A 14,728-nucleotide genomic window follows, 5' to 3' on the forward strand; every position below is an offset into this window, starting at 1 on the left:
GCCAGACTCGCGACGGACCAGACCTCACGGCTGCAACCGGCCGCAACCAGTCACAGGAGTGATCGACGCATGGCAACGACGCGCACCGCGCAGACCACCTGGCAGGGCTCGCTCCAGGAGGGCTCCGGCTCCGTGGAGCTCCAGTCCTCCGGCGTGGGCACCTTCGACGTCTCCTGGCCCTCCCGCGCCGAGTCGGCGAACGGGAAGACCAGCCCCGAGGAGCTCATCGCCGCCGCGCACTCCTCCTGCTTCTCCATGGCGCTCTCCGCGGCGCTGTCCAAGGCCGGCACCCCGCCGACCACCCTGGAGACCAGCGCCGAGGTCGAGCTGACCCCCGGCACGGGCATCACCGGCATCAAGCTGACCGTCGTCGGCACGGTCGACGGTGTCTCGGAGGAGCAGTTCGTCGACGCCGCCAACGGCGCCAAGGAGAACTGCCCGGTCAGCAAGGCGCTGGCCGGCACCACCATCACGCTCGACGCCTCGCTGAAGAGCTGACCCGCCGGCGGGCACGTCCCGCCGTACGACGCACAACGGCCCGCCCGGATCATCCGGGCGGGCCGCTGTCGTACGTCGCCGGGCCCAGGCGCCCCGGTCAGGCGCCCGGTCAGGCGCCCGCTCAGGCGTCCCGGTCAGGCGCCCCGGCCGGCGCCCGGTCAGCCGGGGGGTCCGCCGCCGGGTGCCGGGCGTCCTCGCGGTGCCAGACCACCCGCTGGGCGAAGGGGATCTCGATGCCCTCGTGGTCGAAGCGCGCCTTGATCCGCTGGCGCAGCTCCCGGGCGACGCCCCACTGCTCCATCGGCGCGGTCTTGACCATCACCCGCAGCGTGATGGAGTCGGCGGCCAGCATCTCGACGCCGGTGACCTCCGGCTCCTCGATGACGACGTTGCGGAAGTCCTCGTCCTCCCAGAGCCCGTGGCTCACGTCGCGCAGCACGTCCTGCACGCGGACCAGGTCCTCGCCGTAGGCGACGTTGACGTCGACGACCGCGCGGGACCAGTTCTGGCTCATGTTGCCGACGCGGAGGATCTCGCCGTTGGGGACGTACCAGACGGTTCCGTTGAGGTCGCGCAGCCGCGTCACCCGCAGGCTCACCGCCTCGATCGTGCCGGTCGCCTCGCCCACGTCGACGACGTCGCCGACGCCGTACTGGTCCTCGAAGATCATGAAGATGCCGGACAGGAAGTCCTTGACCAGCGACTGGGCGCCGAAGCCGAGCGCGACGCCGACGATCCCGGCGCTGGCGATGATCGGGGCGATGTTGACGCCGAGCTCGCTGAGGACCATCGTGCCGATGATCGCCACGAGGATGCCGGTGATGATGCTCTTGAGCAGGTCGCCCATCGTCTTGGCGCGCTGCACGCGGCGGGTCTGGGTCGCCGCGTCCCGGGCGGCGACGGCGTGGACGGCCTTGCCGCGGCGGGGGAGGCGGGTCACCTTGTCGGGCAGCACGCCGTCCTCGGCGCTCGCCACGAGCCGGTCGACGAGCTTGTGCAGCGCCCAGCGGATGACGAGGCCGAGCAGCGCGAGGCCGGTGATCGCCAGCGGCTTGCCGATGATCACGTCGGCCACCTCGGCGACGGTGTCGTTGCCGAACCAGCTGTAGGCGAGGTCGCAGGTCTGCTCGCCGTCCTCGCAGGGGTCGGTGGTGGCGGAGAACATGGGGACCATGTCTAACAGGTGGGCGAGGTGCTGCCGAAGGCTCCGCGCGGCGGTGTGACCCATCCGACCGGACCGGGCGGGGACGGGGCACGGGGCGCGTGCGGGGTACCGATATCCTGCACGCGTGACCGCCTCGATCCGCCCCGTTCGTCGGGCCGCCGCCCTGCTCACCGGCCTCTCCGTCGTCCTGACCTCCGGTGTCGTGCTGGCCGCCCCGGCCAGCGCCGACGTGCCCGAGGGCTGGTCGGACCCGGACCCGGTGAACACCCTGCACGCGCTGCTGCTCCTCGGCGGCGTCCCGCTGCTGCTCTTCGTGCTGATCGCGCTCGCGGTCTACGTCCCGGCGCTCGCCCGCGGCGAGCGGGTCGCGCCGGGCACGGCCACCCCCGAGAACCAGTGGATCGGTGGCCCGCGCAAGAGCACGGCCGAGCTGGCCGGCCCCGACGGCGAGCAGTCGCAGGCGGGTGGAGCCAGTGCCCGCTGGTGAACCCCTGACCGAGGCCGAGCGGGCCCGCCTCGACGAGGCGATCCGCACGGCCGAGCGTCACGCGCGGGTGGAGTTCTCCGTCTTCATCGGTACGGCGGAGGGCGACCCGCGCGCGTTCGCCACGCAGCTGCACAACTCCCTGGTCGCGCCCTCGCGCAGCATCCTGGTGATGGTCGACCGCACCGCCCGTGCGCTCGAGATCGTCACCGGCGGCTGGGTCCGCCGGACGCTCTCCGACCGTGAGGTCGAGCTGGCCGCGCTGCACATGCAGCAGGCCTTCGCCGAGGGCGACCTCGTCGGCGGCCTCGTCCGCGGGGTCCACATGCTCGCCGACCACGCCCGGCCGCCGCAGACGCTGCACTCGCACGCGCCCGACGCCTGACCCGCGCGGGCCCACCGACGGGCCACCGACGGCTCACCGACGGCCCAGCAACGACGAACGGCCGGCCTCCCCGAGGGGAGGCCGGCCGTTCGTCGTGTCCGGGACCGGTCAGCCGCGGGCGTCGCGCTCCTGGGCGGTCAGCGCGCGGGCCAGCTCGGCGCGGGCCTCGCCGACGTACCGCTGCGCGCCCTTCGGCGCGTTGTTGTCAGCCAGCCAGGCGTCGAGGCGCGCGACGGTCTCCTGCGAGGCGAGCAGGCGCGGGAAGCCGTGCTCGAGGACGACCGAGCCCTTGTGGAAGCCGAGGCTGTCGATGGCGGTCTCCGCGGCCTCGAGGTACTTCTCCAGGTACGGCGCCGCCACCTCCTCCTGGTTGAACCGGAAGATCGAGAAGACCATCTCGCGCGAGGTCTCGTTCGGCGTGGCGGGGTCCATGATCGCGGCCCAGCCGGCCTCCTTCGCGGCGACGGTCGGCTGCGCGACACGAGCGGCGGCGGCCTTCTCGCGACCGGCGCTGGTCGGGTCGCGGTCCAGCTCGGCGTCGATGTCGGCGTCGGTGTAGACCCCGAGGCGCGCGAGGTGGGTGACGAGCGCCCAGCGCAGGTCCTGGTCGACGCTGAGCCCCTCGACGGTGAACGAGCCGTCGAGCAGGCCCCGCAGGTCGGCCACCGCCTGCTCGGACCGGGCGGCGAGCGCGTAGGACCGGGCGAAGGTCAGCTGGTGGTCGCTGCCGGCCTCGGCGTCCAGCAGCAGCCGGCGCAGGCCGGTCTCCCACTCCTCCTGCAGGGCGGTGCGCCCGGCCGGGGCGGAGTAGAGCTCGACGGCCAGCGCGGTCGACGCGGGGATCCGCGTGACGCCCCAGGCGTCGGTCTCCTGGCCGATGTTGGCGAGCACCAGGCGCACCCAGTCGGTCGCCGACAGCTCGCCGTCGCGGGTCATGTCCCAGGCGGCGGTCCACACGACCGCGCGGGGCAGCGAGTCCTCGAGCTTCGAGAGCCCGCCGATGACGGTCTGCAGCGAGCGTTCGTCGAGGCGGATCTTGGCGTAGGCGTGGTCCTCGTCGTTGAGCAGCAGCAGCGCGGGCTGCTCGACCCCGGCCAGGGCCTCGACCACGGTCGAGGCGCCCTCGACGTCGACCTCGAGGTAGTCGCGCCGCACGAGGCGGCCGTCCACCTCGTCGTACAGGCCGATGCCGAGCCGGTGGCGGCGCAGCGTCGGCCAGTCGGGGTGAGCCGACTGCTCGACGGAGAACGACGTGTAGCGGCCCTGGTCGTCGAGCTCGAAGGACGGGGCGAGGGTGTTGACGCCGGCGGTCTGCAGCCACTCCTGCGCCCAGCCGCCGAGCTCGCGGCCGGACGACTTCTCCAGCGCCGACAGCAGGTCGGCGAAGGTCGCGTTGGAGAACTCGTGGTCCTTGAAGTACTGCCGCAGGCCGGCCACGAACGGGTCGAGCCCGACCCAGGCGACGAGCTGCTTGAGCACCGACGCGCCCTTGGCGTAGGTGATCATGTCGAAGTTGACCTCGACCGCGTGCAGGTCGACGTTGTCGGCCGCGATCGGGTGGGTCGACGGGAGCTGGTCGGCGCGGTAGCCGGTCTGCTTGCGGGCGTTGGCGAAGCCGGTCCACGCGTCGGTGAAGTCGGTGGCCTCGGCCTCGCACCAGTAGCAGGCCCACTCGGCGAACGACTCGTTGAGCCAGAGGTCGTCCCACCACTTCATGGTCACCAGGTCGCCGAACCACATGTGGGCCATCTCGTGGGTGATGACGGAGGTGCGGAACTCGTAGAACGAACGCGGCTGGCGGCTGCGCGGGAGGTACTCGTCACGCAGCGTCACGCAGCCGGCGTTCTCCATCGCGCCCATGTTGTACTCCGGCACGTAGAGCTGGTCGTACTTGCCGAACGGGTAGGGGTAGTCGAACTTCTCCTCGAAGAAGGCGAAGCTCTGCTTGGTGAGCTTGACCAGCTCGTCGGTGTCCATGTGCTCGACGAGCGACTGGCGGCAGTAGTGCCCCAGCGGGATCGAGCCGTGCTTGCCCTCGTAGACGTCGTGCTCGGCGTGGTACTCGCCGGCGACGATCGCGGTGATGTAGGTCGACATCGGCTTGGTCGGCTCGAACTCCCACACCGCGGTGCCCTCGGCCAGCGGCCGCGGCTCGGGGGTGGGGGAGTTGGACACGACGGCCCAATGCGCCGGCGCGGCCACCCGGAAGGTGAAGGGCGCCTTGAGGTCGGGCTGCTCGAAGGTGGTGAACACCCGGCGGGCGTCGGGCACCTCGAACTGGGAGTAGAGGTAGACCCGGTCGTCGGCCGGGTCGACGAAGCGGTGCAGGCCCTCGCCGGTGTGGGAGTAGGTGCAGTCGGCGCGCACGACGAGCGTGTTCTGCGCCTGCAGCCCGGACAGGGCGATCCGGCTGTCGGCGTACGCCGTGGCGGGGTCGAGGCTCTCGCCGTTCAGGGTGATCTCGTGGACGGTCGCGTCGACGAGGTCGACGAAGGTCTCCGCGCCGGGCTCCCGGCAGGTGAACTCGATCGTCGTGGTCGAGCCGAAGGTGCGGGCGTCGGTCGCGGTGGCGCCGGTGAGGTCGAGGTCGATGGTGTACGACGTGACGTCCAGGAGGGCGGCGCGGGTGGCGGCCTCGTCCCGGGTGAGGTTGGTTCCAGGCATGCGGCGCATCCTGCCACCGCGCCGGTGGCCGTTCTGCAGTCACCCGAGGCCGGCGCGAAAATTACAACATTGAAGTTCTCCGGCGGCGTGTCGGTGCTTGACATTCATTCACTACAGTTCCCCCGTGCCTCAGCAGTCACAGCCGTCCCGTGCGCCCCGACCGACCCGGTCGGCGTGCCCTCTCGCGGCCCTCGTGCTGCTGCTCGGCACCCTGTGCGCGGGCCTCGTCGCGGTGCCGGTCGCGCCGGCTCAGGCCGCCTCGACGTACCTGTGCACCGGCTACCAGGGCTGTCGGGACGCCGGCTACTCCAACAGCGGCTACCAGGCCGTCAGCAAGCAGATGTTCTGGCGGATGTACGCCGGCCACAACTGCACCAACTACGTCGCCTACCGCATGGTGGCCAGCGGCATGTCCGAGGAGCGCCCCTGGGCCGGCAGCGGGAACGCCGAGAACTGGGGCCGCGCGATGTCGTCGATCACGGACATGACGCCGATGGTGGGCGCGGTCGCGTGGTGGAAGCAGAACGTCGGCGGCGCCGGCTCGGCCGGGCACGTGGCCTACGTCGAGCAGGTCGTCTCCCCGACCGAGATCCTCGTGTCCGAGGACAGCTGGGGCGGGGACTTCCACTGGCGCCGGATCACCAAGACCGGGGACAGCTGGCCGAGCGGCTTCATCCACTTCAACGACCGGGTCGTGGTCAACGACGCGCCGCCGGCCGTCGTCGGGACGCCGGTCGTCGGGCAGCCCGTCAGCGCCGAGCCGGGCGCCTGGCAGCCGAGCGCGACGTTCAGCTACCAGTGGCTGGCCGCCGGCCAGCCCGTCGCGGGTGCCACCGCGGCCACGTTCACCCCCACGCCGGAGCTCAAGGGCCAGCGGCTCGCGGTCCGGGTCACCGCCCAGCGCAAGGGGTACGCCGCCGCGTCGGCCACCTCGCCGGTCGCGCCCGCGGTCGCCCCGGGCGTCCTCGAGCGGAGCGGCGAGCCCACGATCTCCGGCACCGCCGAGGTCGACCAGGCGCTGACGGTGGCCAAGCCGACCTTCACGCCCGCCGCGGAGGTCCTCAAGGTCCAGTGGCTGGCCGACGGGCAGCCGATCACCGGCGCGACCGGCTGGAAGCTGGTGCTCGGGCAGGAGCAGATCGGGACCGTCGTCTCGGCCCGCGTGACCGCCCGCTCGGCCGGCTACCAGAAGGCCGTCGTCGAGGCGGCGCCCACCGCCCGCGTCATCGCCGGGACGATCGAGGTCACCCGTGCCTTCGCCGTCCGCGGCGTCGCGCGGGTCGGCCGCACGCTGACCGCGGTCACCGGCGACTACACCCCGGCCGACGCCGAGGTCACCCACACCTGGCTGCGCGACGGGACGCCGGTCGCCAGCGGCCCGTCGTACGCGCTCGTCCCCGAGGACGCCGGGCACCGGATCTCGCTCCAGGTCGACCTCGCCGCGCCGCACTACCGCAGCGCGAGCAGCACGGTCCGCACCGAGGAGCGGGTCGCCACGACCTCCTCGCTCGCGGTCCGCGCCAACGGCAAGGAGGGCCGGGCCGTCGTCCTGGTCGACGTGTCGGCGCCCGGCGTGAGCGCGCCGTCCGGGCCGGTGAAGGTCAAGGTCGGCGGGCGCGTGGTGACCGCGACCGTCGCGGACGGCCACGCGCGCGTGGTGGTGCCGAGGCTGAAGGCGGGCACCCACCCGGTGACCGTCGTGTACGCCGGCACCGACCTGGTCCGCAGCAGCCGGGCGACCACCACCGTGGTCGTGCGCTGACGCAGCCCGTCGATCTGCCACGATCCCGCCGTGAGCCGACGCGAGACCCAGGTCGTACCCCTCCGCGAGGCGACCGCCGCGTGGTTCCGCATCTCCCTGCAGACCTTCGGCGGGCCGGCCGGGCAGATCGCGGTCATGCAGCGCGAGCTGGTCGACGAGCGCCGGTGGCTCGGGGAGCGGCGCTTCCTCCACGCGCTCAGCTACTGCATGCTCCTGCCGGGTCCCGAGGCGCAGCAGCTGGCGGTCTACACCGGCTGGCTGCTCAACGGGTGGCTCGGCGGGCTGGTCGCAGGCGTCCTCTTCGTGCTGCCCGGCGTCGTCGCGCTGCTGGCCCTGTCCTGGCTCTACGTCGCGCAGGGCGACAGCGTCGTGGTCACCGGGCTGTTCCTCGGGCTGGCGCCGGCCGTCGTGGCGGTGGTCCTCCAGGCGGTCCTGCGGATCGGCGGCCGCTCCCTGCGGCACCCGGCGCTGGTGGCCCTCGCGGTCGCCGCGTTCCTCTGCCTGGCGGTCCTCGACGTGCCGTTCCCGGCGGTCGTGCTCGGCGCGGGCCTGGTCGGCTGGCTGGTCGGCCGCCGCGTGCCCGGCCTCGCGAAGCCCAAGGAGCTCGCTCCCGACGACGGACCGCCGCCGCTCGTGCCGGACGACGCGCTCCACACCGCGCCGCCGTCGTGGCGGCGCAACGCGCTGGTCCTCGTCGTCGGCGTCGTGCTGTGGGCCGCGCCGGTCGTCGTCGCCTGGCTGCTCGCCGGCGGGCGGTCGAGCGTCTACACCGACCAGGGGCTGTTCTTCGGCGGCATGGCGCTGGTGACCTTCGGCGGCGCGTACGCCGTGCTGTCCTACGTCGCCCAGGCGGCGGTCGAGACCTACGGGTGGCTGGGCGCCGGCGAGATGGCCCGCGGGCTCGCGCTCGCCGAGTCGACGCCCGGGCCGCTCATCATGGTCGTCCAGTTCGTGGCGTTCCTCGGCGCCCACCGCGACCCGGGCGGTCTCGACCCGTGGCTGGCCGCGGTGCTCGCGTCGCTGCTGACGGTGTGGGTGACGTTCGTGCCGAGCTTCCTGTTCATCTACCTCGGCGCGCCGTACGTCGAGCGGCTGCGGGGGAGCGCCCCGCTCTCGGCGGCGCTGGCAGGCGTCACCGCGGCCGTCGTCGGGGTGATCGCGAACCTGGCGCTGTTCTTCGCCGTCCACACGCTCTTCGCCGACACCCGGCACGTCGGCTGGGACCACCTCGGCCTCGAGCTGCCGGTCTGGTCGTCGTGGTCCTGGCCGGCGGTGGTGGTCGCGGGCGTCGCCGCCGTGCTGGTGCTGCGGCTGGGCTGGTCGGTGCTGCGGACGCTCGGTGTGTGCGCGCTCCTCGGGCTGGCGCTGCACCTGCTGACGACCTGAGGAACACCGCTCGGGCGCCGGGTGTTGACTGCAACCATGACTGCAGCCACGACCACGAACGCCGACTTCTGGTTCGACCCCGCCTGCCCCTTCGCCTGGATCACCTCCCGCTGGATCCTCGAGGTCGAGAAGGTCCGCGACATCTCGGTCACCTGGCACCTGATGTCGCTGGCCTACCTCAACCAGGACAAGGACATCCCCCAGGAGTACCGCGACCTCCTCGCGACCGCCTGGCAGCCGGTCCGGGTCGTCATGGCCGCCGAGCAGGCCCACGGCAAGGACGCCCTGCTGCCGCTCTACACCGCACTGGGCACCCGCCGGCACAACGAGGGTCAGGACTTCACCCGCGAGGTGATCGAGGAGGCGCTCCAGGAGGCCGGCCTGCCGACGTCGCTGGCCGACGCGATGGACGACGCCTCCTACGACGAGGCGATCAAGAAGTCCCACCACCTCGGCATGGACCAGGTGGGCGACGAGGTCGGCACCCCGACCATCGCCATCGAGGGCACCGCCTTCTTCGGCCCCGTCCTCTCCTCCATCCCCAAGGGCGAGGAGGCCGGCAAGGTCTGGGACGGCGCGGTCCTGCTCGCCGGCTACCCGTACTTCTTCGAGCTCAAGCGCTCGCGCACCGCCGAGCTCGACTTCAGCTAGGGCGTCGGGAGGGCATCACGACGACCCGGCGGCCGCGGCACCGGCCGCGACCGCCGCGGTCATCGCCGCCGTCGAGGCGGCGATGGCGTCCTTGACCGCCTTCGCCGCCCAGTCGCCGTCGGCCAGCGCCTTCGCGCGCCGCCGGACCTCGCCGGCCGACATGCCCTGGTGCTCCACCGTCCGGTGCGCGCGGCCGAGCGCGTCGAGCAGGGCGACCAGCGCGCGGGTCCGCTCGTCGGGCTCGGCGCCGGAGACGAGCGCCGCGGTGAGCGCACGGCGTACGGCGTCCTCGTGGGTGGAGTCGACCGCGGGCCAGGTGGTCCGCGGGAACAGCCCCAGGACCTTGTCCCGGCGCTGCTCGACCATGCCGCGCCGCTCGAGGCTCGCGAACAGGTCGTCCTTGACGCCCTTGCCGAGCCGGCCGACCAGGTCCTGGGCGCCGCGCTCCTTCTCGGCCACCGTCGCCAGGGCCGCCGCCAGCACCGGCTCCTGCGGCGCGGCGGCCGCGGTGGTGCGGACCTTCGCGGAGTGCCAGAACCCGCGCTTCTCCTCGACCTCGACGGACCCGGCGAGCGCCAGCTCCACGAGCAGCGCACCGCCGAGCGCGGCCTGCAGGTAGCTGCTCGCGGCGACCGTCCCCTTCTCGTCGTCGAGCAGCAGGAGGAGGAGGTCCTCGGCGATGAGCGTCATGCGGATCACGCTAGCCGTCGCGCGGCGCGGGCCGGAGGCACGACGGGCGCGCGACCGACCCTAGGATCGGGCGCATGAGCACCGTCCTGTCCGCCGTCGCCTGGCCGTACGCCAACGGCCCGCGCCACATCGGCCACGTCGCCGGTTTCGGCGTGCCCTCCGACGTCTTCAGCCGCTACATGCGGATGGCCGGGCACGACGTCCTCATGGTGTCGGGCACCGACGAGCACGGCACCCCGATCCTCATCGCCGCGGACGAGGCAGGCCTGACCCCGCAGGAGCTCGCCGACCGCAACCACCGGATCATCGCCGAGGACCTCGCGGCGCTCGGGGTCTCCTACGACCTCTACACGCGCACGACCACGCGCAACCACCACGCGGTCGTGCAGGAGCTGTTCCTCGGCGTCCACCAGAACGGCTACTTCGTCGAGCAGACGACGTACGGCGCCATCTCGCCGTCCACCGGCCGCACCCTGCCCGACCGCTACATCGAGGGCACCTGCCCGATCTGCGGGTACGACGGGGCGCGGGGCGACCAGTGCGACAACTGCGGCAACCAGCTGGACCCCGCGGACCTGAAGAACCCGGTGTCGCGCATCAACGGCGAGACCCCGGAGTTCGTCGAGACCCAGCACTTCTTCCTCGACCTGCCCGCCCTGGCCGACGCGCTGGGGGAGTGGCTCGACGAGCGCGAGGCGACCGGCCTCTGGCGGCCCAACGTCATCCGGTTCAGCCAGAACATCCTCAAGGAGATCCGGCCGCGTGCGATGACGCGCGACATCGACTGGGGCATCGCGGTCCCGCTCGACGGCTGGCGCGAGAACCCGACCAAGAAGCTCTACGTCTGGTTCGACGCCGTCATCGGCTACCTCTCGGCGTCGATCGAGTGGGCGCGGCGCAGTGGCGACCCCGAGGCGTGGCGCCGGTGGTGGAACGACCCCGAGGCCCTGTCGTACTACTTCATGGGCAAGGACAACATCACCTTCCACTCCCAGATCTGGCCGGCCGAGCTGCTCGCCTACGCCGGCAAGGGCGCCAGGGGCGGGGAGCCGCGGGAGTACGGCGTGCTCAACCTGCCCACCGAGGTCGTCTCCTCGGAGTTCCTCACCATGGAGGGCAAGAAGTTCTCCTCCTCCAAGAAGGTCGTCATCTACGTGCGCGACCTGCTCAGCCGCTACCAGCCCGACGCGTTCCGCTACTTCGTCGCCGCGGCCGGCCCGGAGAACCAGGACGCCGACTTCACCTGGTCGGAGTTCGTCCGGCGCACCAACGACGAGCTGGTCGCGGGCTGGGGCAACCTGGTCAACCGCACCGCCACGCTGATCGCCAAGAACTTCGGCGAGATCCCGCCCGCCGGTCCGCTGGCCCCCGAGGACGAGGCCGTCCTGGCCGTCGCCGAGGGCGCCTTCGCGACCGTCGGGGAGCTCATCGGCCGGCACCGCCAGAAGCAGGCGATCGGCGAGGCGATGCGTGCGGTCGGCGAGGTCAACAAGTACGTCTCCGACACCGAGCCGTGGAAGCTCAAGGGCGAGGACCAGCGCGAGCGGCTCGGGACGATCCTGCACGTCGTCGCGCAGTGCGTGGCCGACCTGAACCTGGTGCTGGCGCCGTTCCTGCCGTTCTCGGCGAACCTCGTCGACGCCGCGCTCGGTGGCGCGGGCGACGTCGCGCCGATGCCGCGGCTGGAGGAGGCCGAGGACCTCGACGGCGGGGCCGGCTACCCGGTCATCACCGGCGACTACACCACCGCGCCGCGGTGGGAGCGCCGGCCCGTGGTCGTCGGCACGCCGGTCGCCAAGCCGACCCCGGTCTTCACCAAGCTGGACGTCGCGGTGGTCGAGGAGGAGCTCGCGCGGCTCGCCGAGGCCTGAAGCGGGGTACCGGGTGCGCATGAGCGAGGTTCCTGACGAGGCAGAGGTCCGCGCGGCCACCCAGCGCGCGGTCGACGCCACGGCGACGGCGTACACCGCCGACGCCGACATCGACGTGGAGGACACCCTGCGCCGCGAGATGGCGCAGGCCGGCATGGCGCTGGACGACGACGCCTGGGTCCGCGAGGTGGCCCAGGCCGTCCGCTCCGGGCACCCGATTAGCTTCGCGGAGGTGGGCGGCGACGCGCCTGCGGACGTGGAGCCGACGACGCCGGGCTCCCTCGGCGGGGACAACGGCGGCGCCTGAGCGTCCGGCGCCCTAGGCTGCGGCCATGAGCGCCCAGATGTACCTGCCGACCTTCTTCGTCAAGCAGAAGATCGCCATGACGACCAACCGCTACGAGCTGTACGCCGCGAACCCGGACGGCTCGTTCGGGCAGATGTACGGCCTGGCCGAGCAGAAGCGGCTGGCGTTCAAGGAGCAGGTCACCTTCTTCAGCGACGCCAGCAAGAGCCGCCCGGTGTTCGCGTTCAAGGCACGCCGCAAGCTCGACCTCAACGCCGGCTACGACATCACCGACGAGGCCGGCCAGCAGATCGGCTTCTTCCGCAAGGACTTCGGCGCCAGCCTCCTGCGCTCGACGTTCCACGTCGAGGGCCCCGGCTACCAGGCCACCGGCCAGGAGCGCAGCCAGGCGGTCGCGCTCATCCGCCGCTTCACCGACATCCCGTTCCTGCCCATCCACTTCGACTTCGTGGGCAGCGACGGGCAGCCGCTGATGAGCGTCGAGCGGCAGGTCTCGATGCGGGACAAGTACACCGTGAACGTCCCGGACCAGCGGGTGGACTTCCGGGTCGCCGCCGCGATCGCGGTGGGCCTCGACGCGCTGATGCAGCGCTGAGGACGGCGCCGGTGCTGTTCCCCGAGTCGCGGCGCGCCCTCGAGCAGCCCGCCGGCCCGCCGGTGTGGTCCGAGGAGCACGACATCGACGCCGAGCGCGCGCAGGCACGCGCCGCCGCGCTGGCCGAGCCGCGCGAGGACGTCGCGGAGGTCCGCGACGTCGACGCCGACGGCGTCCCCTGCCGCCTCTACCGGCCCGCGGGCGCCCGGCCCGGCGTGGTCGTCCACCTGCACGGCGGCGGCTTCGTCTTCCACGACGTCGAGGTGCACGACGCCTCGGCGCGCCGGCTCGCCAACCGGACGGGCCTGTCCGTCCTGAGCGTGGACTACCGGCGCCCTCCCGAGGACCCGTTCCCCGCCGCGCCCGACGACGTCTCGACGGCGCTCGGCTGGCTGCAGGCGCACGAGCCGGGGCCGTACGTCGCGCACGGCGACAGCGCCGGCGGCAACCTGGCGCTCGTCGCCGCGCTGCGCCACCCCGGCGTCCTCGCCGCGGCGGTGCTCGTCTACCCGTTCCTCGACCCGACCGCCGGCTTCGAGTCCTACCGGACCGCGGCCGACGGCTTCGACCCGCGCGAGGCCGCCTGGTACTGGCAGCAGTACGCCGCCACGCCGGCCGACCTCGAGCACCCCGACCTGGCGCCGCTGCGCTCGGACCGGTTCGGCACGCTGCCGCCCACCCTCGTGGTGACCGCCGAGCACGACCCGCTGCGCGACGAGGGCGAGCACCTGGCGCTCCGCCTCGCCGAGGAGGGCGTCGAGGTCGTCTCGACCCGGTACCAGGGCCAGCTCCACGGCTTCTGGCGACACCCGTCGGTCTTCCCGGCCGCCGAGCCGCTGATGGGCCAGGTGGCCGGCTTCGTCCGCCAGCACGTGCCCTGAGAGGATCGGGGCATGCGCGTGCACCTCGGTTCCGACCATGCCGGCCTCGAGCTCAAGGACCACCTGGTGGCCTGGCTGCGCGAGCAGGGGCACGAGCCGGTCGACCACGGACCGTTCGTCCACGACGCGCTCGACGACTACCCGGTCTTCTGCCTCCGCGCGGCCGAGGGCGTCGCCGCCGACCAGGCCGCGGGGCGCGACGCGCTCGGCGTGGTGATCGGTGGCTCGGGCAACGGTGAGCAGATGGCGGCCAACAAGGTGCTCGGCGTCCGCTGCGCGCTCGTGTGGTCGGAGGAGACCGCGGTGCTGGCCCGCGAGCACAACGACGCCAACGTCGTCTCGGTCGGTGGCCGGATGCACTCCCTCGAGGAGATGACGCGGTTCGTCGAGGTGTTCCTCGGCACCGACTTCACCGGTGACGAGCGGCACGTGCGCCGGATCGGCCAGCTGGCGTCGTACGAGACCACCCGCGTGCTCCCGCCGCTGCCGGAGTCCGCCCGGGGCCACGAGAGCAGCGATGCCTGAGGGGCACACCCTCCACCGGCTCGCGCTGGACCTCTCCGAGGCCTTCGCCGGCCACGTCGTCCGCGTCGGCAGCCCGCAGGGGCGCTTCGCCGAGTCCGCGGCGCTCGTCGACGGGCAGCTGCTCGAGGGCGCCGAGGCGTGGGGCAAGCACCTGTTCGTCGAGTTCCCCGCCGAGCGCTTCGTCCACGTCCACCTCGGGCTCTACGGCAAGCTCGACGTCCACACCGGCGTCGTGGACGTCCCCGACCCCGTGGGGCAGGTGCGGATGCGCATCGTGCGCGGCGACGGGACGGCGTACGCCGACCTCCGCGGCGCGACGACCTGTGAGCTGGTCACCGCCGCGCAGCGCGACCAGGTGGTCGAGCGCTCCGGACCCGACCCGATCCGCCCCGACGCCGACCCCGACCGCGCCTGGGGGCGGATCCGCCGCAGCCGGGCGCCGATCGGCGGGCTGCTCATGGACCAGACCGTGCTCGCCGGCGTCGGCAACGTCTACCGCGCCGAGGTCCTCTTCCGGCACCGGATGCATCCGCTCCGCCCGGGCACCACGCTGCGCCGGGGCCAGTGGCAGGCGATGTGGGACGACCTCGTCGTCCTCATGGCCGAGGGCGTGCGCACCGGCCGCATCGACACCGTCCGGCCCGAGCACACCCCCGAGGCGATGGGGCGCCCGCCGCGCAAGGACGACCACGGCGGCGAGGTCTACGTCTACCGCCGCCACGGGCAGCCCTGCCTGGTCTGCGGGTCGAAGGTCCGCACCGAGGTGCTGCAGGGACGCAACCTGTTCTGGTGTCCGCGTTGCCAGCCGACGTTCCGCTCGCGCGCCGTACAGTGAACCCGCCCCCACCTGGGCGGACGGTGGAC

General features: G+C 72.9%; 15 protein-coding genes. 12 read left to right on the forward strand and 3 right to left on the reverse strand.

Annotated features, from left to right (window positions below; genetic code table 11):
* Positions 1–69: 69 nt before the first annotated feature.
* Entirely contained in the window at positions 70–498 is a 429-nt protein-coding gene (locus tag QWY28_RS06880; protein WP_300951578.1) for an OsmC family peroxiredoxin, read from the forward strand.
* 121 nt (positions 499–619) lie between these two features.
* On the opposite strand, the gene QWY28_RS06885 is transcribed toward QWY28_RS06880, so the two are convergent.
* Positions 620–1,663 (reverse strand): mechanosensitive ion channel family protein, encoded by a 1,044-nt coding sequence (locus QWY28_RS06885; protein ID WP_300951579.1) that lies wholly within the window; start codon positions 1,661–1,663, stop codon positions 620–622.
* Positions 1,664–1,787: 124 nt separating this feature from the next.
* Here QWY28_RS06885 and QWY28_RS06890 point away from each other — a divergent pair, with 124 nt between their 5' ends.
* Both QWY28_RS06890 and QWY28_RS06895 read left to right on the forward strand, forming a co-directional pair.
* Positions 1,788–2,150, forward strand: coding sequence for a hypothetical protein (locus QWY28_RS06890; protein ID WP_300951580.1), 363 nt, complete (start codon positions 1,788–1,790; stop codon positions 2,148–2,150).
* Positions 2,137–2,532 (forward strand): DUF5130 family protein, encoded by a 396-nt coding sequence (locus QWY28_RS06895; RefSeq protein ID WP_300951581.1) that lies wholly within the window; start codon positions 2,137–2,139, stop codon positions 2,530–2,532. The genes QWY28_RS06890 and QWY28_RS06895 overlap by 14 nt, the downstream gene beginning before the upstream one ends.
* Before the next feature lie 108 nt (positions 2,533–2,640).
* Here QWY28_RS06895 and pepN read toward each other — a convergent pair whose 3' ends face one another.
* Positions 2,641–5,196 carry an aminopeptidase N gene (gene pepN, locus QWY28_RS06900; protein WP_300951582.1) on the reverse strand — a complete coding sequence of 852 codons (2,556 nt, stop codon included), beginning with the start codon at positions 5,194–5,196 and terminating at the stop codon, positions 2,641–2,643.
* Between the two features lie 124 nt (positions 5,197–5,320).
* Between pepN and QWY28_RS06905 the strand changes: the two genes are divergently transcribed.
* From QWY28_RS06905 to QWY28_RS06915, 3 genes are read left to right on the forward strand one after another with little or no spacing between them, the layout of a single operon-like run.
* The gene (locus QWY28_RS06905) at positions 5,321–6,958 is read left to right on the forward strand and encodes a CHAP domain-containing protein (RefSeq protein ID WP_300951583.1); all 1,638 of its coding nucleotides are present in this window, start codon (positions 5,321–5,323) and stop codon (positions 6,956–6,958) included.
* Positions 6,959–6,988: 30 nt separating this feature from the next.
* Positions 6,989–8,344: a chromate efflux transporter gene (gene chrA / locus QWY28_RS06910; RefSeq protein WP_300951584.1), complete on the forward strand. Its 1,356-nt coding sequence runs from the start codon at positions 6,989–6,991 to the stop codon at positions 8,342–8,344.
* Between the two features lie 36 nt (positions 8,345–8,380).
* Entirely contained in the window at positions 8,381–8,995 is a 615-nt protein-coding gene (locus QWY28_RS06915; RefSeq protein ID WP_300951585.1) for a mycothiol-dependent nitroreductase Rv2466c family protein, read from the forward strand.
* Positions 8,996–9,010: 15 nt separating this feature from the next.
* On the opposite strand, the gene QWY28_RS06920 is transcribed toward QWY28_RS06915, so the two are convergent.
* Positions 9,011–9,685 (reverse strand): GOLPH3/VPS74 family protein, encoded by a 675-nt coding sequence (locus QWY28_RS06920; RefSeq protein WP_300951586.1) that lies wholly within the window; start codon positions 9,683–9,685, stop codon positions 9,011–9,013.
* Between the two features lie 74 nt (positions 9,686–9,759).
* Between QWY28_RS06920 and metG the strand changes: the two genes are divergently transcribed.
* From metG to QWY28_RS06950, 6 genes are read left to right on the forward strand one after another with little or no spacing between them, the layout of a single operon-like run.
* Entirely contained in the window at positions 9,760–11,556 is a 1,797-nt protein-coding gene (gene metG / locus QWY28_RS06925; RefSeq protein ID WP_300951587.1) for a methionine--tRNA ligase, read from the forward strand.
* Positions 11,557–11,575: 19 nt separating this feature from the next.
* Positions 11,576–11,863, forward strand: coding sequence for a hypothetical protein (locus QWY28_RS06930; RefSeq protein ID WP_300951588.1), 288 nt, complete (start codon positions 11,576–11,578; stop codon positions 11,861–11,863).
* A 25-nt stretch (positions 11,864–11,888) separates the two neighbouring features.
* Entirely contained in the window at positions 11,889–12,458 is a 570-nt protein-coding gene (locus QWY28_RS06935) for an LURP-one-related family protein (RefSeq protein ID WP_300951589.1), read from the forward strand.
* Positions 12,459–12,469: 11 nt separating this feature from the next.
* Positions 12,470–13,339: an alpha/beta hydrolase gene (locus tag QWY28_RS06940; RefSeq protein WP_300951590.1), complete on the forward strand. Its 870-nt coding sequence runs from the start codon at positions 12,470–12,472 to the stop codon at positions 13,337–13,339.
* A gap of 12 nt (positions 13,340–13,351) precedes the next feature.
* Positions 13,352–13,864 (forward strand): ribose-5-phosphate isomerase, encoded by a 513-nt coding sequence (locus QWY28_RS06945; RefSeq protein ID WP_300951591.1) that lies wholly within the window; start codon positions 13,352–13,354, stop codon positions 13,862–13,864.
* Positions 13,857–14,699, forward strand: a complete 843-nt coding sequence (locus QWY28_RS06950) for an Fpg/Nei family DNA glycosylase (RefSeq protein ID WP_300951592.1) — start codon at positions 13,857–13,859, stop codon at positions 14,697–14,699. Before QWY28_RS06945 ends, QWY28_RS06950 begins: the two co-directional genes overlap by 8 nt.
* Positions 14,700–14,728: the final 29 nt, after the last annotated feature.

The sequence above is a fragment of the Nocardioides oceani genome (genome assembly GCF_030412965.1).
Lineage (GTDB): Bacteria > Actinomycetota > Actinomycetes > Propionibacteriales > Nocardioidaceae > Nocardioides > Nocardioides oceani.

Excerpts from the sequence above, each read along its gene's own strand:
- QWY28_RS06880 (WP_300951578.1), top strand. The coding sequence starts at position 70 with ATGGCAACGACGCGCACCGCGCAGACCACCTGGCAGGGCTCGCTCCAG.
- QWY28_RS06885 (WP_300951579.1), bottom strand. The coding sequence starts at position 1,663 with ATGTTCTCCGCCACCACCGACCCCTGCGAGGACGGCGAGCAGACCTGC.
- pepN (WP_300951582.1), bottom strand. The coding sequence starts at position 5,196 with ATGCCTGGAACCAACCTCACCCGGGACGAGGCCGCCACCCGCGCCGCC.
- QWY28_RS06915 (WP_300951585.1), top strand. The coding sequence starts at position 8,381 with ATGACTGCAGCCACGACCACGAACGCCGACTTCTGGTTCGACCCCGCC.
- QWY28_RS06920 (WP_300951586.1), bottom strand. The coding sequence starts at position 9,685 with ATGACGCTCATCGCCGAGGACCTCCTCCTCCTGCTGCTCGACGACGAG.
- metG (WP_300951587.1), top strand. The coding sequence starts at position 9,760 with ATGAGCACCGTCCTGTCCGCCGTCGCCTGGCCGTACGCCAACGGCCCG.
- QWY28_RS06930 (WP_300951588.1), top strand. The coding sequence starts at position 11,576 with ATGAGCGAGGTTCCTGACGAGGCAGAGGTCCGCGCGGCCACCCAGCGC.
- QWY28_RS06935 (WP_300951589.1), top strand. The coding sequence starts at position 11,889 with ATGAGCGCCCAGATGTACCTGCCGACCTTCTTCGTCAAGCAGAAGATC.
- QWY28_RS06945 (WP_300951591.1), top strand. The coding sequence starts at position 13,352 with ATGCGCGTGCACCTCGGTTCCGACCATGCCGGCCTCGAGCTCAAGGAC.
- QWY28_RS06950 (WP_300951592.1), top strand. The coding sequence starts at position 13,857 with ATGCCTGAGGGGCACACCCTCCACCGGCTCGCGCTGGACCTCTCCGAG.